Raw genomic sequence first — 26,302 nt, 5'->3', positions numbered from 1 at the left:
GAAATACCTTACCAATTACATAAAATACGATTTCAATTAGTATATCCAATACCATATGAGCTATGAATCTTCCTATAAGTCGGAATAAGCCTTCAGCGACATTATCTAATGGCACTACTATTTCCTTTTGTGCACCACATCAATCCAGACCGAGGATGGGTGGAGGAGGCACGACGTAACCCATCTTCATTCGCCGAGGCATCCTGCAAATTCCGCAGGACTTGGGGGCAGACCATGGTTTTCTGTTTTGCGTATACATCCATGTCCTTCAGGAAACCGTGGTCTGTCACCGGTTACTCCCTCTGCAACCGTGATAGCTCTCTGATACCTTTGCCGGTTGCAAAGGTTTCCTGACTCTTAATATTTCCGATAATCTCAAAATGCATACACGACTCTTCCTTGTGGCACTTTGCGACGTCTGCGTTCAGGTGTGGCTGGTGCGCGGCGGGCCAGACGTCACCTGGATAATCGTTGGCTGTCCCCGATTACTTTCGGCGTCAAAACTGTGGACGAGAGAAAAGCCTACCAAATATCCGATTAACAATGAACTAATTTCCGGGCAAGGGCCAAGCCGGGTTCAGGGTTTAAGGGCCGGGCGATGTGTATGGGGATTTATACTATAGCGGCGTCCAGGATGTGGATGCGCCGAGCGTGCAAAACGCATCAATGGTGTTTATCGGCAGCCTGGTGGCCAAAAGTGGCTAAATGATCCACCAGGTCGCCAGGCTGATCAGGCAGGCCAGTACCAGGTTCAGCACCAGGCCGATGCGCATCATCTGCACTTGGGGGATATAGCCCGAGCCGAACACGATGGCGTTGGGCGGAGTGGCGACCGGCAGCATGAAGGCGCAGGAGGCAGCGATGGCGATCACCACCGCCATGACGCTGGCGGAGAGTCCCATGGCCTCGGCGATGGAGGCGAAGATGGGCACCATCAGGGCGCTGCTGGCGGTGTTGCTGGCCACCTCGGTGAGCATCACCATGAACAGGACAATGGCCAACAGCAGCAGGAGCAGCGGCGCCCCCTGCAGCAGGCCGGCGGCCCCCTCCGCCAGAAACACGCTGGTGCCGGTCTCCTTGAGCAGGGCGGAGAGGGTGAGGCCGCCGCCAAACAGCAGCAGCACGCCCCAGTTGGCCGAATTTTCGATATCCCGCCACTCCACCAGCCGCAGGGCGGCGATCAGCACGATGGCCAGGATCGCCACCAGCGAGTCGAAATCCGCGTCAATTCCGAGAAACCGCGCAATCGGCCGGCTCAACAGCCAGAGCAGCACGGTGAGCAGAAATACCCCCAGGGTGAGGTGCTGCTGCAGTGTCAGGGGCGCAGTGGTTGATTCCGCCGGGACGGCTTGCAGATGATGGTTCAGGTCGGGGCGGAACACCAGCCACAACAGCAGCCACATCAACGGTAGCAGGCCGATCACGATCGGCAGGCCGAAACTGAGCCATTCGGCAAAACTGATACCGGCCGCGGCCGCGGCGATCGCATTCGGCGGACTCCCCACCAGGGTGCCGATACCGCCGATATTGGCCGAGTAGGCGACCCCCAGCAGCACATACCAGTAGGTCGAACGATGGTCTTCATACGCCAGGCAGGCCAGCAGGCCCAGTGCCAACGGCAGCATCATCGCCGTAGTGGCGGTGTTGGAGATCCACATGGAAACGAAGGCGGTGGTGGCGAACAGCAGCAGCGCGGCGATCGACAGCCGTCCCCGTGCCGTACGCAACACCAGTGAGGCGAGGCGCACGTCCAAGCGCTGCCGGTGCAGTGCCGCCGCCAGGGCGAAGCCGCCGAGGAACAGGAAGATGATGGGGTGGGCAAAGTTTTTCAGCGCCTCGCCGGTGGTGAAGATGCCGCTGGCCACCGCCAGCAGCGGTATCAGCAGGGCGGTGATGGTGATATGGAAGGTCTCGGTGACCCAGAGCAGGGCGATAAAGGCGAGGATGGAGAGGCCGGTGCGCAGGGGGAGCTCCAGGTCGCTGCCCCAGTAGAGGGCGAGGGCGATCCCCAAGGCCCCACCCAGCGTGATCCAGCGTCGATCCATCTCCCTCTCCGTGTTCGATTTTTGGTTATGGGGCTATTGTGCCCCCTCCGGATGAACCGCGAAAGGTACGAAAATCGCGAAAGTTGTCACCCATCACCGACCATTCGTTTCGCGAGCTTCGCGTTCTTCGCGGTTGCTTGATTTTTATGTTCCAAAACACACCGGGGTCGGAGTCACCCCGCCCACCCCGGATAGTCAATCCGTCACTTGTCGCGTGGGTTGACTCCGACCCCTTGGTGCTTCAAGCAGTCTGGATGCCATCCTTAGGTCCATAAACGGTGCATCCCTGCACCACTACTCCGGCCTGCGCCGGGATGACGGTGGTTCTTGGCTTAAGTAAATGCCATCCGGGTCTGACTAAATGGAACCACGGATAGACACAGATTCACACAGATAGGAGACCAGAAGACTGAATCTGTGTTTATCTGTGTGAATCCGTGGTTCTCCAGAGCGCAGCTTACGAACCCCTTGGTATGTTACGCGGCGCCACCCTCGGCCCGAACACACCGGGGTCGGAGTCAACCCGCCCATCCCGGGTAGTCAATCCGTCACTTGTCGAGCGGGTTGACTCCGACCCCTCGATACTTATGTTTCGTCACCTTCGGCCGGCCGGATCTCATGCGTGGCAATGGCATTCATGAACGCATCGCCGTAGCGCTCCAGCTTGGCCTGGCCGACCCCGCTGATCTGCAGAAACTCCGCCACCTCGGTGGGTTTGTCCCGGGCCATCAGCAGCAGCGAGTTGTCACCGAACACCACGTAGGGCGGAACACCGGCGGCGTCGGCCAGTGACTTGCGCAGGGCACGCAGGCGCTCGAACAGGGCCTCGTCATAAGGCCCGATCTCGGTGGCCCCCTTGGGTGCCTTGGCCTTGCGTTTGGCCTTTTCGCGAATCCGCGGCAGCGCTAACTGCAACTGCTTTTCACCGCGCAACACCGGCCTGGCCTCAGGAGTCAGGCGCAGCACCGAGTAGTGTTCGATATCCTGCAACAGATAGCCGTGGTGGATCAGCTGGCGGATCAGGCTGGACCACTCGATCTCGCTCTTGTCGCCGCCGATGGCGTAGGTGCTGAGCCGGTCGTGGCCGAGGCGGCGGATGCGTTCATTGTCGGCGCCGCGCAGCACGTCGATGACGTGGCGGATGCCGAACGCCTGGCCCACCCGGTAGACGCAGGAGAGGCCCTTGCGGGCGTCCTCGGTGGCGTCGAAGGTCTCGGGCGGGTCGAGGCAGAGGTCGCAATTGCCGCAGCCGCCCTCGATCTGATCGCCGAAGTAGTTCAACAGCACCTGGCGGCGGCAGGTGACGCTCTCGGCCAGGGCGATCATGGTGTTCAGCTTGTGCAGCTCGATGCGCACCCGCTCCGGGTTGTCGCCGCTCTCCACCAGCTGGCGCACCAGCACGATATCCTGGGTGCCGAACAGCAGCAGCGCCTCGGCGGGCAGGCCGTCACGTCCGGCACGGCCGGTCTCCTGGTAGTAGCTCTCGATATTTTTCGGCAGGTCGTAGTGCACCACGAAGCGCACGTTGGACTTGTCGATGCCCATACCGAAGGCGACGGTGGCGACGACGATGTCGATCTCGTCACGCAGGAACTGCTCCTGTACCCAGTGGCGCTGCTGGGAGGAGAGCCCGGCGTGGTAGGCGGCGGCACGGACGCCCTTCTCGTAGAGCTGGGCGGTGAGCCGCTCCACCCGCTTGCGGCTCAGGGCGTAGATGATGCCGGCCTCCTGCCGGTGTCCGTCGAGAAAGCGGGTCAGCTGACTGAACGGGTTGTGCTTCTCCAGCACCGAATAGCGGATGTTGGGACGGTCGAAGCCGGTGATGTGGCAGGCCGCCTGTTCCAGCTGCAGCACCCGCAGGATGTCCTTGCGGGTCTGCGGATCGGCGGTGGCGGTGAGGGCGATGCGTGGGATTCCGGGAAACAGGGTCTCCAACTGGCCCAACTGGGCGTACTCGGGACGGAAGTCGTGTCCCCACTGGGAGACACAGTGCGCCTCGTCGATGGCGATCAGGGCGATCTCGACCTCGCGCAGCCGCTCGATGAAATCGTCGCGCATCAGCCGCTCGGGGGCGATGTAGAGCAGCTCCAGCTCCTGGCTGTGCAGTTGCGCCAGCACCTGGCGGGCCTCGTCCGTGCCCAGGGAGGAGTTGTAAAACGCTGCCTTCACCCCGTTGGCGCGCAGTGCATCGACCTGATCTTTCATCAGCGAGATCAACGGTGAAATGACGATGCCGACCCCGGGGCGCAGTAGCGAGGGGAGCTGGTAGCAGAGGGATTTGCCGCCGCCGGTGGGCATCAGCACGAAGGCCGATTCGCCGGTGATGAGCTGTTCGATGATCTGGCGCTGGTGCGGGCGGAAGCGGGAATAGCCGAAGACATGGCTGAGGGTCTGGTCCAGCCGGTCGGCTGTGGGCGGGGTCGGGTTCATCGGGGCATTCTAAAGGGTGTGGTGGGTTGTCACAAATGCGCGTCGGCCGCCTGCCTGCCCCGGCCGGATGCCACCCGGAACCTTGGGCAACCACGGGGGGTTGCCCCAACGGGATCGACATCGGCGATGTGCCGGGTAGATGGGCCTCTTGCCGTCGTAGGGGCAGGCCCCGTGCCTGCCCGGGTCGGTATCCGCTCGGTTGTCCGGGTAACCACAGGGGGTTGCCCCTACGGGATCGATATCGGCGATGTGCCGGGTGGATGGGTCTCTTGCCTTCGTAGGGGCAGGCCCCTGTGCCTGCCCGGGTCGGTATCCGCTCGGTTGTCCGGGCAACCACAGGGGGTTGCCCCTACGGTGTGGGAGCTGATCGATGGAGGGTTAGGCCTTGTCCTCGCCCCGCGGATTGATCCCGGGCGCCACCGAGCGCAGGTGCAGATCCCGCTGCGGGAATGGGATCTCGATGCCGCCCTCGGCCAGCGCCTTGTTCAGGGCCATGTGCAGGTCGTGGATCAGCGGCATGCGCTTGAGGTTGTCGCTGACGAAGACGCGGATATCGAAATCCAGGGAGCTGTCGCCGAAGCCGGTGAAGAAGATGGTGGCGCGCGGCTCCTTCATGACATCGGGGTGCCGTTCCACCACCTGGGTCATGATGCGCAGGGCCTGGTCGGTGTCGGAGCCGTAGGCGATACCCACCTTGATGACGATACGGGTGATCGGGTCCGACAGGGTCCAGTTGATCAGCGGGTCGGTGATGAAGTTCTTGTTCGGCACCACCAGCTCCTTGTTGTCCCAGTCGGTGATGGTGGTGGCGCGGATGCGGATGCGCGAGACGGTACCGCTGATATCGCCGATGGTGACCGTGTCGCCGATGCGGATGGGCCGCTCGAACAGGATCAGGATGCCGGAGAAGAAGTTGGCGAAGATCTCCTTCAGTCCGAAACCGAGACCGACGCCCATGGCGGCGACCAGCCACTGTACGTCGCTCCACTGCAGGCCGATCAGATTGAGCACCAGCAGGGCGCCGCCGCCGTAGATGACGTAGCGGCTCATGCTGGAGACGGCATAGCGGTTGCCGAGATCCAGGTTCATCGGCTGCAGCAGGGCGATCTCCAGCAGGCCGGGCAGGTTGCGGCCGGCGATCAGGGTCAGCATCAGCGCCACCAGGGCCAGCAGGCCGTCCCACAGGGAGATATTGGCGAGCTGGCCGCTGCCGCTCTCGAACTGCCACAGCACCACGGCGTTGAGCCAGCTCAGGGCCGGCGTCAGCTGCTCCCAGATCAGGTAGAGCAGGGTGGCGAACACGAGGCCCGAGCCGACGCGTAGCAGGCGGCGGGTCTGTTCATTGATGGTGGCCAGGTTGACGGCCTCGAATTCCGCCAGTTCCGGCATGCCCTCACCGGCGGCGTCGGCGGCCTCCCTGGCGATCTTGGCCTCCTGGGCCGCCTGTCGCCTGGCCTTGGCCCGGGCCAGTGCCAGGCGCCGCTCCGCCACCAGCAGCCAGCGCACGAACAGGTGGTAGACCAGGAAGATCAGCACACCGGAGATCAGCGAGAGGAACACCATGCGCTCCAGGTTGAGCGCGCTGAAGTAGTATCCCTCGATGGCCAGCAGGGTCAGGCTCAGGTTGACGAGCATGGCGGCGGGATACCAGAGCCGGCTCAGATCACTCCGGTTGGCGTTTGCATCAACCGCCAGGAAACCGCTCCAGGGATTGAGCAGGCGGTGGAAAAACAGCGCGGTCACCAGCAGTCCGGCGATGAACGCCAGCCGGCCCAGGGAGTCGGTGTAGGTCGCATTTTCCACCCATTCGAATACGCCCACGGTGAACGCTAGCGGCACCAGCGCCGCCACCAGCCAGTGCATATGGTGGCGAAACAGCTTGCCGTTGGCCGGATCCCAGCGGAAGTGCACCTCCGCCAGGCCATTGGGAATGAACAGGTAGCGGACAATCTGGATGATGAAAAAGAACACCGCCACCCGGCGCAGGCCGATGGAGACCGCGACGATGAAGGAGTGGTCCGAGCCGGTGGTCAGCCACCAGCCCAGCGCCGCCATCAGCAGCGGCCAGGGCAGCGCCAGCAGCAGGGTGATGAGGAACGCGTGCACCGTGTTCTTGAAGCTGTCCCGGGTGACGTTGCCGACCGCCGGGGCAATCTGGTCGAGTCGCCGGTACATCTTGCCCCGGTTGCGCAGCAGCAGGCCCAGTACGATCGCCAGCAGGATCACCCGGTAAGGGTAGCGCTCCAGGCCGGTCGCCAGGCCTTCGGCCGCGTTGGCCCAGTTGTCGGCGGAGAAAAACCAGCCCAGGGCCTCAATGGCCTGGGTGAAGGTGGCGCCTCCGATCCGGGTGGTTGAGGGTATCCAGAGCAGGTGACGGTCCAGCAGATCGCTGTACTGCTTCACGCGGTCATAGAGCTGGAGCTGTTCGGCACTGAGATCGGCCAGTACTTTTTCATAGCGGCCATAGGCGGTCTTGACCTTGTCCAGCAGCAGCAGCCGGTTTTCCAGCAGCTGTTTCAGTTCCTCGAGGATGCCGCTCCACTCCGCCTCGGTCAGCTCCTCCGGCTGGATTGTACTCATCAGATTGTGGCCGAGCTCCGCCCGCAGTTGCTGGCGCCGGTCCTCGATGCGAAACGACTCCAGCCGCGCCGCGGCGATCTGGGCGCGGCGCAAATTCACGCTCTTCTGCAGATCGGCCAGCCGCGGCAACTCGCTACGCTGTTTCTGCAGCACGCCGCCCGGTTGCTCATCCAGGCCACCAATGGTGATCTGCTGCTGGACCCGTTCCTGACTCTGGCGGATAGCCTCCTTGCGGGCCAGGGTCTTTTCCAGTTCCAGTGTGGTCGCTTCAGTCTGGGTGGCGAGCTGGGACAACCTCTGGCTCAGCTCGGCGTTTTGATCGGCATACTGCTGGATCAGCGGATGTTTGCCGGCCGCCTGCTGCTGTACGATCTCGGCTTGTTGCCGGGCCTGCTGCGCCTCCTCCACCTGCAACGAAGAGACCCGCTCCTGAAGCAGCTGGACAAGGGTGTCGGCCTGCTTCAGCCGGGCCTGCCCCAGTTCAATACGCAGCGCCAGCTGGTCCATGCGGTGGGTGTGGCTGAGGCGCTCCAGCTGTAGCCGGTTGATCTTGTTTTTCAGCATCAGCTGACTGGCCAGCAGCAGCTGTTTCCGGTGTGCCGGGAGTGTTCCGCTGGTATCGCTATTGAGACGGTTCTCGGTCTCCTCCAGTTGCCGCTTGGTGTCGGCCAGCTCCATTCCCGACTGTTCCGGGCGGACCCGCTGAACGGCACGCTGCTCTTCCAGGTCCTGCAGTTGTGTCTGGGCCAACTGGCGTTCCGACAGGGACTGGTTGTAGCGCCGGGTCAGTTCCTCAGCGGACAAGTTGGCCACTATGGCGGGCTGGCTGCTCTGCTTGATGAAACGGCTGAGGGCGTTGCGCAGCTGATTGAGCTGCTGCTCGGCGTTGTCCACCGTCTGCTTGTAGAGTTCCGCCTGCTGTTGCTCCTTCTCCGCCTGTTGCAGCTGCTCCAGCGTCTGGCGGTAGTTATCAAGCTCGCCGTTGTCGGCACCCTCCTGCCCGCTGGCCGCTTCCAGTTCGCCGATTTTTGCCTTGGTGCCTTCGATGCCGGGTATCGTTGTGCCCGGGGGGGTGGTTTGTGTACCCTCTTGCGCCGCGACCGCGGGCAGGGTCAGTAGCAAACCGAGCAGGCTGAATAGCAGTACCTTGAACAGTAGTTGAAGCTGAATTGAGAAGTTATGCACGCATTCCCCGGGGATTGTGTTTTTGATGGCCCATAATGGCAGATACCGACCAGCGCCTGACCGATTGGTTCAAAAATCCCATTCCCAGGGCCTACTGTCAACCGGGCAAAGCCAAACCGGGTGCCTTACCCCGAGCGCTGATCAGCCCCGCCATGGGCGTGACGGTGTTCCGGCACGCTGCCGTCGTGCTCATGCCCGGCGTCGATACCGGCGGCGTGGATGTGCAGGTGCGAATGGGTATGCAGATGGGGATGGCTATGCATGATGCCTTCGACCAGGGTGCCGTCCTGGATCAGCACGGCGCGGGTGGCCAGCCGCTCCACCAGTTTGCGGTCGTGGGAGACGAACACCATCGCCTGGGGCAGGGACTCCAGGTGTTCCAGCAGGCGCTGTTCGGCCTTTTCATCCAGTCCGTTGGTCGGCTCATCCATCAGCAGCACCTGTGGCTGCATGGCCAGCACCGTGGCCAGTGAGACCATCCGTTTCTCGCCGCCGGAGAGCTTGTGGGTGACCCGGTCGGCATAGTGGGTGAGCCCCAGGGAGTCCAGCACCTGTTCGGCGATCGCCCGGGCCTCGGTCTCGCTGCGGCCCAGGTTCAGCGGGCCGAAGATCACATCCTCCAGCACCGTGGGGCAGAACAGCTGGTCGTCGGCATCCTGGAACAGCAGCCCGGCCCTGGCGCGCACTTCGCGAAACTCCTGCTCGCTGCGGCGTTCCCGGCCGAAGGCGTGGATGCGCCCGGCGCTGGGTTTGTGCAGGCCCACCATCAGTTGCAACAGGGTGGTTTTGCCGGCGCCGTTCTCTCCCAGCAGGGCGACCCGCTCACCGGGGTGCAGATGGAAGTTGACCGCGGAGAGTACCGGATGGGCCGGGTAGCCGAAGGCGATATCCTGCAGGCTGATCAGGATTTCATTCATAGGGTCTGCTCCAGCAGTAACAGGATAGCGGCGAGGCCGCCCGCGGCGAACAGCGCCAGGGTGTCGCGGTGGCGCCAGACATTCGGGTTGACCAGATAGAAGCGGCCGCTGAAGCCGCGGCACTTCATGGCGGCGAGGATCCGCCGCGAGCGCTCCAGGCTGCGCACCAGCAGCATGCCCAGCAGCCAGCCGAGGCTGCGCCAGGTGTGGCGGTTGCTGCCGGCGACGAAGGCGCGGGCGCGCATCGCCAGGCGCAGGGTCTGGTACTCGTCGAACAGCACGCCGATATAGCGCACGGTGAACAGGAACAGGTGGATCAGTTTCTGCGGCAGGCGCAGCTGTCCCAGGGCATGGCCCAGGACCACCGGTTCCAGGGTGCCGATCAGCGCCATCAGCAGAATGACCACGGCGTTGGCCCTGAGCACGATCTCCAGGGCGCGCCACAAGCCTTCCAGGCTGGCACTGAACGGCCCCAGGGTCAGCCAGCTCTCTCCCGGCACCGAGAAAGGCAGCATCACCAGCAGCACGATCATGAAGCCTTCCATGGCCAGCAGCCGCTTGCGCAGCAGCGGGCCGCTCAGGCCGACCCGCCACGCCAGCAGCAGCGCCAGCAACAGGGCGGTGAGCAGCAGCGGCAGGCGTTGCAGCGCGACTACCGTCAGGGCCAGCAGCAGGGCCGTGAGCAGGCGCAGGCGCGGATCGAAGCGGCCGAGCCAGTCTCCGTGGGCACTCTCCTGGGCGAGCGTCAGCTGCATCATTTATTTGGTCCGCCGCCCGGTCCACCCCGTCGGCCGCGCCACCACAGGGCGATCCCGGCCAGACCGAAGATAAAGCCGATGCCGCCGAGGATGTCGCTCAGCCGCGCCCGCTCGTCGCTACGCTGCAGCGCCGCGCGTAGCGGACCGATCTGGCGCGCCAGCGCCTGCTCGATCAGCGCCATCAGTTGTCGGTCTTCAAACTGTCGATCGGCCAGGCCCGTTTGATCGGTAGCCGTCGGCCGGCTCCCGGTCCCGGCTGAAATCGCGGCGTCAGGGCCGGTCGGGCCGAACTCCGCTGCGCGGATCAGCCACTCCGCCTGGTGGCCGTCACCGGTGTCGGCCCGGAGCCGGTACTCCCCCGCGTTCGCCGGGGTATAGCTGAAGGCGCCCTGGGGGTCGGTATTCAGTGTCGCCAGCGGCTGGCCGCCCGGGTCGCTGACGGTGTCGCTGACGGTGACGACCGCGCCGGCCGCCTCGGCGCCGCCGGCGAAGTAGACCGAACCGTGGATGTTCGGCCCCTCCACATAGGCGAACAGTTTCAGCAGGTGCGCCTCGGCGCTGCCGTGCAACAGCAGGAGTGGGATTATTATTAGATGCAGGCGGGGCATCGGTTTACTCCTGCAGGGTGATCAGTTCCGGCGCCACCTTGAGCAGGAACGCCAGGGTGAAGCCGGTGACCGCGGCCTCGGCCACCATCAGCGGGGCATAGGTGGCCAGTACCACCTTGGCCGCCGGCAGATAATCACTGCTGCTCAGGCCCAGGCTGAGACTGACCAGGGTGCCGGTCAGCACTACGCCCAGGGCGCCACTGGCCGCCCCCCAGGCCAGGCTGGCGCGACCGCTGGAGCGCCTGAGCGCCGGACCCAGCAGGCCGGCGCAGAGCAGCGCCGGCAGGGCGATGTTCAGGGTGTTGACGCCGAGCACCAGCAGGCCGCCGTAGCCGAAAAACACCGCCTGCATGAGCAGGGCTACCAGAATGGCGGGCACCGCCGCCCAGCCCAGGATCAGCCCCATCAGTCCGTTCAGGATCAGGTGCACGCTGCTCGGGCCTACCGGGACCGAGACCAGCGAGGCGATAAAGAAGGCGGCCGAGAGCACCGCCGCCTGGGGGATGCGGTCGAAATCGAGCCGCCGGATCGCCACCGCCAGCAGGCAGGTGGTGACGGCGGCACCGCTGATCAGTACCGGTGCGGAGAGTACACCGTCAGGGATATGGGCGATGGCCGTGGCTCCTCATTCTACTAACCATTCTATTGGCGTCATTGCATGTCACGGGCGCGGACCCAGATCAGCGCCCCCTGTTCCACCGGCACGGCTTTGCCGGCAGGGTTGCGCAGCTTTTCCGGACCCTCCAGCAGCGCGGCGAAGCCCCACCAGCCGGCCCGCGGTAGTGCATAACTGAAGGTGCCGTTGGCGTCGGCCTTGATCACCTGGGTGACATAGGCATCCGCCGGGGGGGTAAAGCTGCCGTCGTTCAGCCACTCGATCTCCACCTGGGCAAAGGGCACCGGCTCACCGTCCCGTCGCACCACGCCCTGGAACAGGTTACCGGTCCAGAGCCCGTAGGGGCGGGTCAGCGGCTCGATCTCCACCGGAAACCCCACCAGCCGGTCCCAGCCCGGCTCACCGGCGAAGGCGTCCATCACCACCTTGGTGAAGTGTTCGATCATTTTCCCCTCGGCCGGCTCCCAGTAAGGGGCGGGCTGCAGGTAGAAGAGATGGTCGCCGGGGCGGGTGACGCGGTAGTCGGCCCGATAGGCCGTCTGGCCGGTGATCTGATAGGGGGTGAGGGCGTCGCGCAGGTCCCGGTTGCCGTCGGGACCCAGCACCCCAAAGCGTACCGGTTGCCCCATATCCATGGCCGGCCCCCCCTGCATCGGGTGGGTGAAGCGCATGTCCAGTTGCACCTGGCGGGGGGTGTCCGCCTGCAACAGGTCATGGGAGGGTATCAGGGTCTGGAAGTGGGCGGTCGCCAGGGCGGGACACAGGCCGAGCAGGGCCGCCAGGATTCGGATTGGCCGTTGTGACATCCGTGGACTCCGGTGGTGATAGGGGTCGGGTCTTCTGCTACCTGCCCGGATAGTGTATGAGATATTACAAAAAAATAATACGTAATACAATTGGCCGGGCGTTCCTGCTCCTAGCAAGCGGATGGACAAGCTTATCCGCAATATCCTCGCCACCTTTCATCAGGCTCGCGACACGGTGAAGAAGGCGACCTGAGCTTCCGAAAACGGCCCATCCGGGGCAATGAGCCCGATTCAGCGCAATGACCGGAATTGGCCGGAAATTGAAATAGTGACAGTACTTGAAGAAATCTGCGGCGCACCCGAAGTGGTCTTTATTCAATTCCCGCTGAATGGCATGTACCGAGATAAACCGACAGTTGAATATCGCTATTGCCTATAAAAAATGAAAGGCTAGTTCTGTAGGACACCGGTCATTGTCAGAATCTTTTACACAACTTTTCCATTCAAGAAAGCAGACAATCGCGTGTGATAGCCGCCAAATAGCTGAAACCAGTGCTTACAGGCATTCACAAATAGGTATTGCAGATAATTCCGATGCGTACTCATCAGCGTCAACGGACATTAAAGCTGATTTGTCGATTGCGTAAATTTACAAGTGTTAATTAAAAGCAGATGCAACAGGATTAATCTGTATTAGTTTTCATGCTCCAAAGCTTACTCTAAGACTAAATGCTAAAAGATATGTTTTCAGTGTCAGGTTTTTTTACAAAAAAACTTGTGGAGTAAAAAAAGTTGTATTTTTTTAGTGGCTTATGATAATGGCACGGTTTATGCATGATAGTAAATGCCTACATAAAAATTAAGGAAATAATAATGTTATGAAGAAAATACTAACTACTACTATATTTGCTCTTGCACTCATGTTCTCGGGTTTAGCGACAGCAGCGGTTATTCAAGTTGAGATCGATGAGCAACTGCCTGCATCTGGTACAAACCACTACGACTTGGACGGTGACGGAACTAATGATATTGGATTAGCTGAAGATTGTTGCTACGACGAAACTCTTTGGATAAACGGTTCAAGTTACGGCACAGATTTCCAATTTGCCTTTTTAGGGATCGGAGATACCATTGATGCATCTCTGGATTGGGTTAGTGGGGTAGCTGATTATACAGCTGACCTGATTATTGGTGAGCAGTATGTGGCGGCTTTTGATACCTCTATCGGTTCCTACTACGGCTATTTCGTCATCGATTTTGATGGAACTGATACATACTTGCGAGATTATTTTTATGAAGACACTGGTGGCTCAATAACAGTTGCTAGCGAAGTTCCAGTTCCCACTCCACTGGCTCTCTTGGGTCTAGGTCTGATTGGCTTGGGTGTATCTCGCCGTAAAGCTTAATAGTTTCTTACCCATTGGCTTAATGAGCCTCATCTTCCGGTGGGGCTTTATTTTGTCAGTAACAATGTCCGTATCCCTGCACCACTTCTCCGGCGCAGGCCGGACAAAAGCGCGAAGCGCGTTGAACGACTGAAAGTCGGCCCGAAGGGTGAGCGAAGCGAATAATCCAGGAATACCGCCACCATTAAGCAGTCTGGATGCCATCCTTAGGTCCGTAAACGGTGCATGGCATCCTCGGCTCCGTAAACGGTACATCCCTGTACCACTCCTCCTGTACCACTCCTCCTGCACCACTCCTCCAGCCTGCGCCGGGATGACGGTAGTTCTTGGCTTAAGTAAGTGCCATTCCGCTCAGGTCCCAAATGTCCGCGTCGGAGACGTTGCTCGGCCTGGCCGGGGAGTTAACCCGGTGACTCAGGTCTGCGGGTGGGTATGGCTGTGTTTGTGGGCGCCGCCGCCGTGGTGGTGGTGCTCCTGCTCCACCTCCACCGGGATCAGGTTGAGCTTGCCGTGGCGCACGCCCGGCTGGGTGATGACCGCATTGGCAAACTCCTCCACCTGCCGGGTAGGGCCGCTGACCACGACCGCCTCCAGGCAGTTCTCATGATCCAGATGGACATGCAGGGTGGAGACCGATACGTCGTGGTGATGATGGTGGGCGTGGGTCAGGCGCCGGGCCAGCTCCCGCTCTTCGTGGTTGAACACATAGCTGAGGGTGCCGACACAGTGACCGCTGGCGGCATGTGCCATGCGGTCCGCCTCCAGGGTGTCGCGGATCATATCCCGGATCGCCTCGGAGCGGTTCTTGTAGCTGCGCCGTTTAAGGTACTCCTCAAACTGGCCGATCAGCTCCTCGTCCAGGGAAATGGTGATGCGTTCCATTGGGCTTCCTCGTGGTTTGGCGTAGCGTGCCCGAATCATCGCAGGAGATCCGCGTCGGGGCAAACATTCGCCGGCGGCTTGAACTCGGCCGGGTTTGCGCTATTAGTTAGCGATAAGGGGAGCCGGACACGGAAGCTGTGTATGGTGCGTCTCTCCATGGCTGTTTTTGGGTTTTTGTGGCTGCTGGGCCTGTCGACGGTGCAGGCGGAGATCTCCCGCAACACCTATGACACCATCCTCGACATGGTCGCCCGGACCTATGCCGAGGCATTCAACGAACGCAACGAGCGCTTGCGCATCGACCGGCTGTGGCCGGATGAGACCAATCAGGCCTCGGCCTGGCGGGAGGAGGACCGGCGCGGTGAGATCGCGGTGTTGCGGATGCCCGGCGGGATCGCCCGTCAACCGATCATCAATGCCGACGCCTTCACCCTGATTGCCTGCCATGAGATAGGCCACCATCTGGCGGGACCACCGGCGGTCTGGAAGTACTCGGTCGAGGGACAGGCGGACTACTTTGGGGTTTCCGATTGCCTGCGGCGGGTGTTCCCGAAGCTGCCCGAATACAGTGTGCTGCGTGAAGCGACCACCCCGAAGATCGTGATCGACCGCTGCCGGATGGTGTTTGAGAGTCGCGAGGAGCGTGAGCTCTGCATGCGTTCGGCGATGGCCGGGGCGCGTCTGACCCGCTACTTTGCGCATAAGCGGCATATCGGCTACCCAAGGTTCGAGATGCCGGAGCGGGAGATTGCCCGGCAAACCGATATGGGACTGCCCAGCCCGCAGTGCCGTCTCGATACCTATTTTGCCGCCGCCCTGTGTGATCCGCAGAAGAGTGCGTCCGCCGCTGATGGCCCGCCCTGGCTCTGCACCCAGCACCCGCAGCAGACCCACGGGCTGCGGCCCCGCTGCTGGTTCAGTGCCGCCGGCGCTGAGTGAACCCAATAGTTGCATTAATCATGACCCAATGAATGGCACTTACTTAAGCCAAGAACCACCGTCATCCCGGCGCAGGCCGGGATCCAGACGTGCTTAATGGTGGCGGTATTCCTGGATTATTCGCTTCGCTCACCCTTCGGGCCGACTTTCAGTCGTTCAACGCGCTTCGCGATTTTGTCCGACCTGCGCCGGAGAAGTGGTGCAGGGATGCACCGTTTACGGACCTAAGGATGGAATGACGAAAATCCTGCAATTCGCCTTAAGTAAGTGCCATTCATGACCCAATGATTTGGTTCACCCCGTTATCTGCCGGATGATATAAATAGGCATGGTTTCCCGGAATGCACCGCTGGCGGAGTCCAGCATTGCGCCCTGTAGGAGGCCCGCCCCCGGGCCGATTTCGCGGCGAGGCGCCACTCCTACCGGTTGATTTTTACAACGATCGGGTGAACCGACCCGCGTAGCGCTCCGCACCTCTGGCGATCCCGAGCGGTTTTGCTGACCCCCGTCAATGAAATACCAATATGCCCGCCATTCCCGTCCCGCCCGTTAAAGTATCCCTGCCACTGTCCGATAAGCACCCGATGGCAACCGGTTGCCGGTTCACCACCGATCCATATCCGGCCACCGAGGGCGGGTCGCAAGGCCCCGTGTCAGCCTCTCGGGCTGCCGTACAGACGGCGAATTACTCCATAAGCGAAGCCAAATAATATGAAATCACTCTTCTTGCGGATGCGCAGCATTCATTGGATCGGAATTGTCCTGCTGGTGGCCAATGCCCTGATATTAACGGAAAACTTCTGGTCCATGGTGATCCAGCTGGTGGTGGCCGTGGTCGTGCTGGTACACGACCTGGACGAGAAACGCTGGGGGGTGGATGCCCTGAAGCAAATGTCCCACTACATGGAGAACTTCTCGCGCCGGGATCTCTCCCAGGAGTGCCGGGTCAATGCCAACTTCAATACCGAACTGGGGCAGGTCCTGGCGGTGATCGACAGCTTCAGGCACAGCATCCGCTCGGCCCTGCTGGAGACCAAGGAGTTTGCCAGCTCGAACAAAAACGCGGTGCATGACATCAACAAGATGACCGGTGAAATCAATCAGCGCATCAACGGCATCGCCCGGCTGATCCAGGAGGCGCATCAGGAACTGGCGGAACTGGACCAGATCACCGACAGCCTGGTGAGCGATGCCCAACAGAGTCAGGGACTGATCCGCAAGGTCAGCGAACACCTCAACAGTTCGCAACAGGGGATCAGCGATTTTGGCGAAAAACTGCGTCGCTACTCGGCCAGCAACCGTGAAATGGCGGGAGAGATCGCCCAGCTCTCCAATAACACCGATCAGGTCAAAGGGGTCCTGACGGTGGTCAACGGGATAGCGGAACAGACCAACCTGCTGGCACTGAATGCGGCCATCGAGGCGGCCCGTGCCGGTGAACAGGGGCGCGGTTTCGCGGTGGTGGCGGACGAGGTGCGCGGCCTGGCGGTACGCACCCAGCAGAGTCTGAAGGAGATTCACAAGATCATCGCGGATATCACCCAGTCGGTCAGCACCTCCACCCGGCAGATGGAGAGTCAGACCGTCCTGCTGGATGGTGTCATGAACACTATGGAGCACACCATCGAGATCATCAGTGCCGCCACCACCGACGCCGCCAGCGCATCGGGTCAGATGGAGCACACCGTCAAGATGTCCACCCTGTCGCAGGAGAAGAATGCCCACGTGGTCGATTGCGTGGCGCAGGTCAACCAGATTTCACAGGCCAACCTGGACGCCATCTCCGAGATCACCCGCCGCATCCAGGATCAGGAGTCGAAGGAGGAGACCATGCAGTTGAAACTGGCTGAGTTCAAGCTCTGATCCAGGCCGTGGGGGTCCACCAGTCCCTGAAGCGGTATTCCCAGGGACAAATTCGCCTGCATCGTAACTACTCCCAGGGTGATTGGCCTGCCTTGTTGGCCGATCTTGATGGCGCCTCGAATCCGCCCCCTTTTTCAGATTCAAGCCTGCCCTTGTTTGAGCGAAGCGAGTTTGGGTAGGCGCTGAAAAAGGGGGCGGATTCGAGGAGACAAGCCATCGCGTGAGGCCAACAAGGCAGGCCAATCACTTACAGGCCGGGTGAGTAGTTACCCTATTGTTTCTCCTGGTGCCTGTTTCGGTGGTGCATTCCCCTGGGTGATCAAGGCAGATCGAACAGCAGCACCTCGGCCCTATCGACACCGCTCAGCTCCACCCGCGGTTCATCCACCAGGGTGAGGGCGTCGCCCGCGCCCAGGGTTTCGCCGTTGACCGCCGCCTGGCCCCTGGCGACATGGACATAGGCGGTTCGCCCCGCCGTCAGCGTGTGCGTCACCGACTCGCCCTGTTCCAGCAGGGTGCCGTAGAGCAGCCCGTCCTGATGGGCGCTGATGGAGCCGCCACTGCCGTCCGGCGACACCAGCAGCTGCAGGATGCCGCGCCGCTCCGACAGGGGAAAGTGCTTCTGGGCATAGCCCGGCGTCACGCCCTTTTCATTGGGCAGGAGCCAGATCTGCAACAGGTGCACCGGCTGATGTTCGGACGGGTTGAACTCGCTGTGTCTGACCCCGGTGCCGGCGCTCATGTGTTGAATGTCGCCCGGATGGATGAGTGAGCCGTTGCCCATGCTGTCCTTGTGTTCCAGCTCCCCCTCCATGACATAGGTGACGATCTCCATATCCTGGTGCGGGTGGGTGGGGAATCCGCTGGCCGGCGCGATCCGGTCTTCATTGATGACCCGCAGGATCGATACCCCCATGTGGGCCGGATCGTAATAATCGGCAAAGGAGAAGCTGTGATGGCTCTCCAGCCAACCTTGCTGGACATGACCACGGTCATCTGCCGCTCTGATCTGTTTCATGGTTCAGACTCCTTGTTGATGACTACAGTGTAGTTGTTCGGTACCCTTTGTAACGCCCCTGCCGCCGTCCCTCCCGGCAGGACATCCGGCGCGGCGGCAGCCGGGGCGGCCTGTGCAACGGAACGCCCACCGCGCCCTGGCAGTGCCGGTTCACGGGGCTCCGCGAAACATCGAGGCCGGAGTGGGGTCCAAGGTTGGCGGTGCCATCCGTTTTGTCCGGTATGCCCCTGGAGGTTGAGACTCAGGCGTGGCCGCCGCTGGCGCAAGCGAAGTATTTATTATGATAGAGAAGATCAAACAGTTTTTTGAAACCCACCTGGCCCCCGATTCATCCGCGATGGACCGGGACCCGGAGCACGCCCTGCGGCTGGCGGTGGCGGTGCTGCTGTTCGAAGTGGCCGAGTCGGACTATAAACAGCATCCCGATGAGAAGGCCGCGCTGCTGTCGGCGGTTCAGGAGCACTTCCGGCTGGCGCCGGGGGAGGCGGATGAACTGCTGGACCTGGCGGAGGCGGAGCATGCCGATTCCACCGACTATTTCCAGTTTACCCGCCTGATCAACCAGCATTATTCGCAACGGCAAAAGGTGGATCTGATCGAGGCGCTCTGGCGGGTGGCCTTCTCCGACAGCGAACTGCATCACTACGAAGAGTACGTGATACGCCGCCTGGCGGATCTGCTGTATGTCCCGCATGCCGAGTTCATCGCCGCCAAGCACCGGGTGGCCAATCCCTAGCCGCCTGTCGGGCCGTATTTCCGGCCACCATGAGACTCACTACTATCCCGTGCTGGCGATGTTCGAGAACCATAGGGCGGGCCGTGCCCGCCGCTGGCGCCCATGGGGCGCCCTATAGCCAACGCATGGGCACCATGTCATAGACCGGGTGGAGCCTGAAACGGTTTTGCCCGGGTGCCAGCGTCAGGTTGCCGAGGTGCATGTCGCTGTTGGCGATCCGCCACCCGAGAAACCCCTGCGGACGCTGATCGTGCAGGAAGTAGGGCAGGCCCGGAAATTCACCATTGCCCTCCTCGCCGAGTAGCCACAGCTCCCCCGAAAACACCGCGACGGCGGCCGTCCCCGCCAAGGCAGTGATTTCACCGACCACCGCCGGGGGCACGCGCTCGTCTGTCGGCGCCGGTCACCCTCCCGGACGGCCGCATAGCGTGAATTCCGGCCGTGCCCCAGCCGGAGCACCCGGCTGCTGGCGGCACCAATCAGGCGCGACACCGTTGGCTGGCTGATTCCAAGCGCTGCCTGCAGGGCCAGCGAGGCCATGGGGTCCCGGTCAGAGTGTAACTGCACGAGATCGTCGACAGAGGTACGCATGAATAGATCATTGAATATAAAACAGAATAGAACGATAGCGTAATAGTTTCTTATTAATCAAATAGTTAAGACAAAAATCTGGAGGTAGATGATGTGCAATCGAATGGAAACTGCATGGATGCGCAGCGTGATGACCATACATCAAGATACGGAAGTTGCGCAGTGCGGGTTCGCCCTTAACCTGATGAAATAAAAGATTAAACGTCAGGAAACACACCGGGTGGCATAGCCGGCGGACCGATGCCACCTAAAATCGCGGCATCTCATCGGCGGCCCTCCCACCCCTGTTGCCATTTGAGAAACTGTTTCACCTTCCCGCGAATCTTTGATAGCCTGCTGAGAATCTAAGGAATATCCTGTTGGCGGGATGCTGAATACACCTCCGATCCAGTGTTCCAGCCGAGTCAAATAGACTAAAAAAGGCAGGATAATGCGTAGAACGAAAAGTCGCTTTTTACACATAATGCGCGAGCAACATTTCTCAGAAAATGCGCGAGACGCATAATCAGGTTATGCGCCAATAGCGCCTTGATATGTTTGCTATAAATGCTACTATTACTCCTACTATCGCTATTATGGGGTACGGAGCTATGGCAACGATTGAAGTAGATTTCGAGGTTTTTAAAGAACTTACGGTTCGTCGCACGTCTGAATCTGTAACTGAAAATGACGTCATTCGGGGGCTTCTGAGCCTTAATCAGACGGTTCCTGTCACGCCGGCCGGGCCACAGCCAGTTGAGGCAGGCCGATTCCCGTGGGTATCTAAGGGCGTGTCCTTTCCGTCCGGTACTGAATTCAGGGCCACCTATAAAGGCCAGCGACATATCGGCAAGGTAGAAAACGGGGCATTAATTGTAAACGGTGAGCGTTTTACTTCTCCTTCTGCCGCCGCAGTGTCAATTACAGGTAATCCGGTTAATGGTTGGCGCTTTTGGGAGTGCAAGTTGCCCGGTGCAAACCGCTGGAAAGTCATTGCGAACTTGAGGAAGAAAAGCGCATAACAGAATTCACAGAATTACAGAATTCGGGTTCAGAGTAACAACTCAGACGGAAAGGCGCATGAGGCCAAGCGAACGGGGACGCATCTATTTTCCCTCACGAAGAGACGAACTCTGGCATTTTGACTGCCGCATGATCATGCTGTTTGGCGACGGAGGTTGCAGATGGGACCTGATGAACGAGAAATCCGCGAGGTGCATTCCACCTGGATCGATGCCGTAAACGCCGGTGATCTTGTCCGCTTGCTCACCTTGATGGCGGACGATGTCGTGTTTCTCAATCCGGGCCAAGCGCCGTTCGGCAGGGATGGATTTTCCAGTAATTTCTCGGCCGCCCACCAACAGATTCGGATCGGTTGCATCAGCGAATTGGAGGAAGTCGTGGTCGTCGGCGAAGTCGCCTACACGCGGAGCCGGGACGCGTTGTCCGTGACCCCGCGCGCTGGCGGGAAAGCGACGCAACTCGCCGGGCACCGTATTACGCTATACCGCAAACAACCCGACGGCCGCTGGCTCTTGGCCCGCGATGCCCATACGTTGTCCCCGGTGGAGAAGTGAGAATGAATAAATGATGGATGTCCTGAATCCCCGATTTCTGAATCCCCTCTGAATCCCGCTTTATCACCTACCATTAAAATTGGAGAACAGGCCGGAAAACACCAGACTGCCGATCATAATGCTTTCTGATTAGCAATGAACGTCAGCTACGCGTACCGGACCGAAGCATCAGCACCCGTCATTCCCGCGAAGGCGGGAATCCAGGGTTTGCTGGCACCTCGAGTTGCGGCTGGATTCCGGCCTGCGCCGGAATGACGAAACTTGGCTGACCTTTCTTTCTAATCAGGTAATGCTTTGATTTTTTGGTCATTTAGTACTCGGATAACGTCGTCTCCAGGATTAATGGCAGACAGAATGAATACTGAAACAGCAAGCGAGGATAACCTCTCAGCCAGTCTGCTCGCGGTCGTTGAAGAGCTGGTGGAGGAGCTACAGCTCTCCAGGGGGCGGACCTTGGCATTGTCGCTCGACAGTTCCCTGGACAAGGATCTGGGATTGGACAGTCTTGGCCGGGTAGAGCTTATTGTACGGATCGAACAGCGCTTTGATATCGCGCTCCCACAATCGGTCTTTGCCGAGGTTGAAACACCACGAGACCTGCTGCGGGCCATCAGTGCAGCCCGTGGACGTGCCGAGGCGGTTCCCGTACCCGAATTTACCGGGCATGAAACAAAGAGGATCCAGGGCCAGCCCGCCAGCGCCCGAACCCTGGTCGAGGTACTGGAGTGGCATCTGGAGCGCCATCCTGAACGAATGCATATCCGTATCCTGGGTGATGAAGACGAGCAGGACACGGTGACCTATCGACAATTATGGGAGGGCGCTACGAGAGTCGCGGCTGCCCTTCAGCAGCGGGGGCTGCAAACAGGCGAAAGCGTTGCGATTATGCTGCCAACCGGCAGGGAGTATTTTTTCGGTTTCTTTGCCGTCCTCATGGCGGGGGGCATCCCTGTCCCGATCTATCCACCCGCCAGACGTAGCCAGTTGGAAGATCATTTGCGGCGGCACAGCGGCATTCTCAACAATTGCCAGGCATCGATGCTGATCACGGTTTCAGAAGCAAGAATGATCGGGCAACTGCTGAAATCACAAGTCGTGAGCCTGCGTGATATTACAACGGTCTCTGACTTGCTGGCGCAGCCTGGAGAGTATGTGCGACCGGTTATCGGTTCCTCTGATATCGCCTTTATTCAATACACATCCGGCAGTACGGGCAGCCCCAAGGGGGTAGTGCTCACGCATGCCAACCTGCTGGCCAATATTCGCGCCATGGGTGAGGCTGTGGAGGCCGACTCCAACGATGTCTTCGTCAGTTGGTTACCGCTCTATCACGACATGGGTCTGATCGGTGCCTGGCTAGGCAGCATGTACTTTGCGTTCAGCTTCATCGTGATGTCTCCGCTCACCTTCCTGACGCGTCCGCAGCGATGGCTATGGGCCATGCATCACTATCGGGGCACACTGTCGGCCGCCCCCAATTTTGGCTATGAACTGGTACTTAAAAGGGTGCCCGATGAGGTGTTGAAGGGTTTTGACCTGAGTCATTGGCGGTGTGCCTTTAACGGCGCGGAGCCCGTGAGTCCGGATACCATTAGCCGCTTTACCCGGCGCCTCTCTCAGGCAGGTTTCAAGGCAGAAGCGATGATGCCTGTCTACGGCCTTGCCGAATCCTCGGTGGGGCTCGCCTTTCCGCCACTCCATACCGTGCCGCGTATCGACTATGTGCAGAGAGAGGCGTTTACCCATACAGCACATGCCAGACAGTCGGATGTGTCGGACAGCAGTGCGCTCTCTTTCGTCACCGGCGGACAACCTTTGCCCGGACACGCTATTCGCATAGTCGATCGCGATGGCAAGCCGCTTCCGGAGCGGCATGAAGGGGCTCTCCAGTTTCAGGGGCCTTCATCCACCAGCGGCTATTACCGAAACCCGGAAGCCACGCAACAACTATTCAGGGATGAATGGCTGGATACGGGCGATCTTGCTTACCTCGCCGATGGCTATCTGTTCGTCACAGGCAGGAGCAAGGATCTGATTATCAGGGCGGGAAGGAATATCTATCCACAGGAGGTGGAGGAGGTGGTCAGCAATATCGAGGGCGTGCGCAAGGGCTGCGTGGTCGCTTTCGGTACGCGGGAGCCGCGTACCGGTACCGAACGTCTGGTGTTGATTGCCGAGACGCGGCAGCAGGATGAGAGGGCCAGGCAGTCTATAGAGAAAGAGATAACCTCTGTGGCGAGTGATCTGATCGGCCTGCCACCAGATGAGGTCATACTTGCCCCTCCGCATACCGTTTTGAAGACATCCAGCGGCAAGGTGAGGCGTTCAGCATGCCAGGAGATGTATGAGCGGGGCGAGCTGGAGAAGAGACAGGCTGCCGTCTGGCTACAGGTGCTGCGCACGGCCATGCGTTCCCTGTTGCCCGTATGGCTTCGCTTGAAACAGGCTATCGTCAGTTATCTGTATGCCGCTTACGCCTGGGTGCTTTTTTACGCATTGGCCGCTTTTGGCTGGGTTGCCGTTGTTACCCTGCCGGTCATGAGTTGGCGCTGGTCGGTGATGCGCGTCATGGCAAAGAGCCTGGCACTCCTGACAGGCACCAGGATCAAGGTAGAGGGTCTGCAAAACCTGCCGCAGCCGGGAATGCCTTGTGTCTATGTTGCCAACCACGCAAGTTACCTGGATGGTGTGCTGATGGTGGCCGCGATCCCGCGCAGGTTCAGATATGCCGCCAAGAGTGAATTGAAGAAGAGCCTTGTTTCAAGACTGTTCCTGAACAGAATGGGCGTCGAGTATGTGGAGCGTATTGACAAGGCGCGTGGCGTGATCGACGCTCAACGTCTCGTGGAGTCCCTCCAGAGGAGGGAGTCGCTCTTCATCTTCCCGGAGGGCACATTCCAAGAGATCCCCGGTCTGCTCAACTTCCATATGGGGGCATTTCTCACCGCGGCCGAGGCCAAAGTGCCGATCATCCCGATAGCGATACGAGGGACCCGCTCCATATTGAGGGGTAACTCTCGATTTACCCGCCGCGGTCGAATCGCAGTGACGATTGGTGAGGCTATCGAGCCTGACGAATTGCCGGAAAAGGAGACGGGTGATCGGTGGAAAACGGCCATTCAGCTGAGGGCGTTGGCCAGGAAACAGATCCTGCGCTATTGCGGCGAGCCGGAGGTTGCAAAGGTTGAAGGATAAGCGGTCGAAGTTACGTGGAACTCATGGTCATCCGCCCGGATGCCATTGCCCGGCCCGCTGTCCACCGTAGTCAGTCGAGTATCCGCGTGGGCACGCAAGACGTGCCCACCCTACAAAAGTACTTTATCCAATTGATGTATTACTAATGCAGCGCCAGCTGTTCGTATACCCGATGGGCCGCCCGGGAGATCAACTGCCGGTCGGCTTCGCCGATCAGGGCGTAGCCGAGCTCGCCATCGATCCAGTAAAAACCCTGGATGCCGTTGTTGCGGTCAAAGCGGAAAGCGGTGTCGCCGGCCTGTTGCCGGTTGCGGCGGATGAATAGGGTCAGCCGGTTTCCCTGGGCATTCTCGTACATGAACTGGGCCGCCGGTTCGCCCTCGCTGGCCAGCAGCCGCCCCCCCAGCAGCTGATAACCCAGCTCGCTCAACACGGGGGCCCGTACCGGTGCCTGCAGTCGTTTGGAGAGCCAGGTGACCAGGTGCTGCTCCTGTTCGGCATCGACCTCCACCGGATGACGTACCTCCGGGCTATAGACCACGTGCGCCATATAGGCGTTGCTGAACAGGCTGGCGGTCTGTGCCGGTTGGTTGTCGAGTCCACCCCGGCCAAACCAGCCGCCGATGGCGCCGATCACCAGGGTCGCCAGCATCGCGGCCATTTGCCGGCCGAGGCGCCGGTAGGAGCGGTCCGGGTTGGCCGGTAGCCCCAGGTGCGGCAGTACCGGTTCATCCAGCACCGGATCGTAGAGTGTGTGCAGCGCCTGGTCGATCTGCTGATAGCCGGCGACCTGCGCCCGCGCCTCATCCGATTCATTCAGATAGGCCTCGACCTCGCTGTACCGTGCCGGCTCCAGCCGTCCATCGACATAGGCGTGTATATCCTGTTCGGTGACTTGCGGCTGCCGTTCGTTCACTTGATCCTCCTGAGGTGCGACTTCTGCTCCCCGTGAAGCGTGGTCCGGAGATTTTCCCGGGCGCGAAACAGCCGCGACATCACGGTGCCCAGGGGTATCCCCAGTACCGAGGCCGCCTCTTCGTAGCTGAATTGCTCCAGCCCGATCAACAGCAGCACCTGTCGCTGTTTATCCGGCAGCTGGTGCAACGCCCGCTCCAGCTCCTGCAGCGCCAGCAGATTTTCCGGCCGTTCCTGGCCGGGCGGCTCGGCCATGGCCGTCAGGGTCTCAAAGCCGGGGCGGCGCTTCAGGCTGCGCATGTCGTTGACGTATATGTTATGCATGATGGTGAACAGCCAGGGTCGAATGTCGCCTTCATCACGCCACAGCCGCTGTTTCGACCAGGCGCGCTCCAGGCAGTCCTGCACCAGATCATCCGCCGTCCCCGGATCCGCGAGCAGAGCCCGGGCGTAACGGCGCAGCCTTGGGATCTGCTGGCTGATGAGTTGTCCGAATGAGGACATGGATTCTTCCCGTTGCATAAATTTCTACTATTGTAGTTAACACCCGGGCGCGGCATTTATTCCCAAACAAATCGGCCACGGGGTGAATGGCGCTTAGTTAAGCTGGGATACACCTGTTTCCGTCATTCCGGCGCAGGCCGGAATCCAGGAAAACCGCCTCCATCGAGCCGCCTGGATCCCGGCATTCGCCGGGATGACGGTGGTTCTGGGCTAAACCATGTAGCATTCGGCCACGGGATGGAATAAACCCCGGCCCCGGTTGTTTATCACCAGGAACAGGCTTTTTCGGAAAACAACAACACAGAGCGCTAATAGGGAGAGAAAATCATGAACAAGCGTCTTATGCAAACCGCCCTGATCACCTGTCTCCTCGCCAGCGGCGCTGCCAGCACCTCCGGCATGGCTCAGGAGTCCACCCAGGCGGCGATTGATTTCAGGGCCTCGGTGATGACCACCTTCAAGTGGTATGTGCAGCCGATGGGCGCCATGGCCAAGGGGAAGATCCCGTTTGATGCCGCCCGGTTCAAGAGTCGCGCCGAGGGCCTGGCCAACGCCACCCGGCTCGACGTCTCCGAGGGCTTTCCCGAGGGATCGATCGAGGAGAGCGATGCCAAGCCGGAGATCTGGGACAACTGGGACGAGTTCCTGAGCAACTACCGGAACCTGCAGGACGAGGCCGACAAGCTGCAACAGGTGGCAGCGACGGGGGATGAGAAGGCGATGCTGGCGCAGTTCAAGAAGACCGCCGAGACCTGCGGCGGTTGTCACAAGAAGTTCCGCCAAAAGAAGGAGTCCTGAAACCCGCGGCTGGC

The 26,302-nt window shown here is 60.5% G+C and carries 21 protein-coding genes; 8 read left to right on the top strand and 13 right to left on the bottom strand.

The annotated features are described in order from the left end of the window. Positions 1–701 precede the first annotated feature (701 nt). The 8 genes from NPX02_RS13435 to NPX02_RS13400 all read right to left on the bottom strand — a co-directional run bounded on the left by NPX02_RS13435 (position 702) and on the right by NPX02_RS13400 (position 11,945). Positions 702–2,045, bottom strand: a complete 1,344-nt coding sequence (locus NPX02_RS13435) for a DASS family sodium-coupled anion symporter (RefSeq protein ID WP_335342566.1) — start codon at positions 2,043–2,045, stop codon at positions 702–704. A 585-nt stretch (positions 2,046–2,630) separates the two neighbouring features. Beyond that, a complete protein-coding gene (recQ, locus tag NPX02_RS13430; RefSeq protein ID WP_260294234.1) occupies positions 2,631–4,475 on the bottom strand; it encodes a DNA helicase RecQ in 1,845 nt (614 codons plus the stop codon). Positions 4,476–4,853: 378 nt separating this feature from the next. Further along, positions 4,854–8,240 carry a mechanosensitive ion channel domain-containing protein gene (locus tag NPX02_RS13425; protein WP_260294232.1) on the bottom strand — a complete coding sequence of 1,129 codons (3,387 nt, stop codon included), beginning with the start codon at positions 8,238–8,240 and terminating at the stop codon, positions 4,854–4,856. Between the two features lie 125 nt (positions 8,241–8,365). Continuing rightward, entirely contained in the window at positions 8,366–9,157 is a 792-nt protein-coding gene (locus tag NPX02_RS13420) for an energy-coupling factor ABC transporter ATP-binding protein (RefSeq protein WP_260294230.1), read from the bottom strand. Continuing rightward, positions 9,154–9,915: a cobalt ECF transporter T component CbiQ gene (cbiQ, locus tag NPX02_RS13415; protein WP_260294229.1), complete on the bottom strand. Its 762-nt coding sequence runs from the start codon at positions 9,913–9,915 to the stop codon at positions 9,154–9,156. The genes NPX02_RS13420 and cbiQ overlap by 4 nt, the downstream gene beginning before the upstream one ends. Beyond that, entirely contained in the window at positions 9,912–10,523 is a 612-nt protein-coding gene (locus tag NPX02_RS13410) for a hypothetical protein (RefSeq protein ID WP_260294228.1), read from the bottom strand. The genes cbiQ and NPX02_RS13410 overlap by 4 nt, the downstream gene beginning before the upstream one ends. Positions 10,524–10,527: 4 nt before the next feature. Further along, positions 10,528–11,127 (bottom strand): cobalt transporter CbiM, encoded by a 600-nt coding sequence (gene cbiM, locus NPX02_RS13405; protein ID WP_335342567.1) that lies wholly within the window; start codon positions 11,125–11,127, stop codon positions 10,528–10,530. A gap of 47 nt (positions 11,128–11,174) precedes the next feature. Beyond that, positions 11,175–11,945, bottom strand: coding sequence for a DUF4198 domain-containing protein (locus tag NPX02_RS13400; RefSeq protein WP_260294227.1), 771 nt, complete (start codon positions 11,943–11,945; stop codon positions 11,175–11,177). Positions 11,946–12,763: 818 nt separating this feature from the next. Here NPX02_RS13400 and NPX02_RS13395 point away from each other — a divergent pair. Next, entirely contained in the window at positions 12,764–13,291 is a 528-nt protein-coding gene (locus tag NPX02_RS13395) for a PEP-CTERM sorting domain-containing protein (protein ID WP_260294226.1), read from the top strand. 414 nt (positions 13,292–13,705) lie between these two features. Here NPX02_RS13395 and nikR read toward each other — a convergent pair whose 3' ends face one another. Continuing rightward, positions 13,706–14,173, bottom strand: a complete 468-nt coding sequence (gene nikR / locus NPX02_RS13390; protein ID WP_260294225.1) for a nickel-responsive transcriptional regulator NikR — start codon at positions 14,171–14,173, stop codon at positions 13,706–13,708. Positions 14,174–14,314: 141 nt separating this feature from the next. Here nikR and NPX02_RS13385 point away from each other — a divergent pair, with 141 nt between their 5' ends. Then, positions 14,315–15,112 (top strand): hypothetical protein, encoded by a 798-nt coding sequence (locus NPX02_RS13385; protein WP_260294224.1) that lies wholly within the window; start codon positions 14,315–14,317, stop codon positions 15,110–15,112. A 711-nt stretch (positions 15,113–15,823) separates the two neighbouring features. After that, positions 15,824–16,975, top strand: a complete 1,152-nt coding sequence (locus NPX02_RS13380; RefSeq protein WP_260294223.1) for a methyl-accepting chemotaxis protein — start codon at positions 15,824–15,826, stop codon at positions 16,973–16,975. A gap of 319 nt (positions 16,976–17,294) precedes the next feature. Here the strand turns inward: NPX02_RS13380 and NPX02_RS13375 are convergent, their stop codons facing one another. Further along, positions 17,295–17,993, bottom strand: a complete 699-nt coding sequence (locus NPX02_RS13375) for a pirin family protein (RefSeq protein ID WP_260294222.1) — start codon at positions 17,991–17,993, stop codon at positions 17,295–17,297. Positions 17,994–18,273: 280 nt separating this feature from the next. On the opposite strand from NPX02_RS13375, the gene NPX02_RS13370 reads away from it, so the two are divergent. Then, the gene (locus tag NPX02_RS13370) at positions 18,274–18,729 is read left to right on the top strand and encodes a tellurite resistance TerB family protein (protein WP_260294220.1); all 456 of its coding nucleotides are present in this window, start codon (positions 18,274–18,276) and stop codon (positions 18,727–18,729) included. Positions 18,730–18,841: 112 nt separating this feature from the next. Here NPX02_RS13370 and NPX02_RS21480 read toward each other — a convergent pair whose 3' ends face one another. Continuing rightward, positions 18,842–19,099, bottom strand: a complete 258-nt coding sequence (locus NPX02_RS21480; RefSeq protein ID WP_335342565.1) for a hypothetical protein — start codon at positions 19,097–19,099, stop codon at positions 18,842–18,844. Between the two features lie 811 nt (positions 19,100–19,910). On the opposite strand from NPX02_RS21480, the gene NPX02_RS13360 reads away from it, so the two are divergent. The 3 genes from NPX02_RS13360 to NPX02_RS13350 all read left to right on the top strand — a co-directional run bounded on the left by NPX02_RS13360 (position 19,911) and on the right by NPX02_RS13350 (position 24,071). Then, on the top strand, positions 19,911–20,321 hold the full coding sequence (locus NPX02_RS13360) for a DUF4357 domain-containing protein (protein ID WP_260294218.1): 411 nt from the start codon (positions 19,911–19,913) through the stop codon (positions 20,319–20,321). Between the two features lie 162 nt (positions 20,322–20,483). After that, entirely contained in the window at positions 20,484–20,876 is a 393-nt protein-coding gene (locus NPX02_RS13355; protein ID WP_260294215.1) for a YybH family protein, read from the top strand. Between the two features lie 354 nt (positions 20,877–21,230). Beyond that, positions 21,231–24,071, top strand: a complete 2,841-nt coding sequence (locus NPX02_RS13350) for an AMP-binding protein (RefSeq protein WP_260294214.1) — start codon at positions 21,231–21,233, stop codon at positions 24,069–24,071. Positions 24,072–24,213: 142 nt separating this feature from the next. Here the strand turns inward: NPX02_RS13350 and NPX02_RS13345 are convergent, their stop codons facing one another. Further along, the gene (locus NPX02_RS13345; protein ID WP_260294213.1) at positions 24,214–24,987 is read right to left on the bottom strand and encodes an anti-sigma factor family protein; all 774 of its coding nucleotides are present in this window, start codon (positions 24,985–24,987) and stop codon (positions 24,214–24,216) included. Beyond that, positions 24,984–25,490 (bottom strand): RNA polymerase sigma factor, encoded by a 507-nt coding sequence (locus NPX02_RS13340; protein ID WP_260294212.1) that lies wholly within the window; start codon positions 25,488–25,490, stop codon positions 24,984–24,986. Before NPX02_RS13340 ends, NPX02_RS13345 begins: the two co-directional genes overlap by 4 nt. A gap of 327 nt (positions 25,491–25,817) precedes the next feature. Here NPX02_RS13340 and NPX02_RS13335 point away from each other — a divergent pair, with 327 nt between their 5' ends. Further along, entirely contained in the window at positions 25,818–26,288 is a 471-nt protein-coding gene (locus NPX02_RS13335; RefSeq protein ID WP_260294211.1) for a c-type cytochrome, read from the top strand. Positions 26,289–26,302: the final 14 nt, after the last annotated feature.

Origin of the sequence: Sedimenticola hydrogenitrophicus (assembly GCF_025175675.1) — a bacterium.
GTDB classification, from domain to species: Bacteria; Pseudomonadota; Gammaproteobacteria; order Chromatiales; family Chromatiaceae; genus Sedimenticola; species Sedimenticola hydrogenitrophicus.
This window is presented reverse-complemented; position numbering and strand designations above follow the sequence as displayed.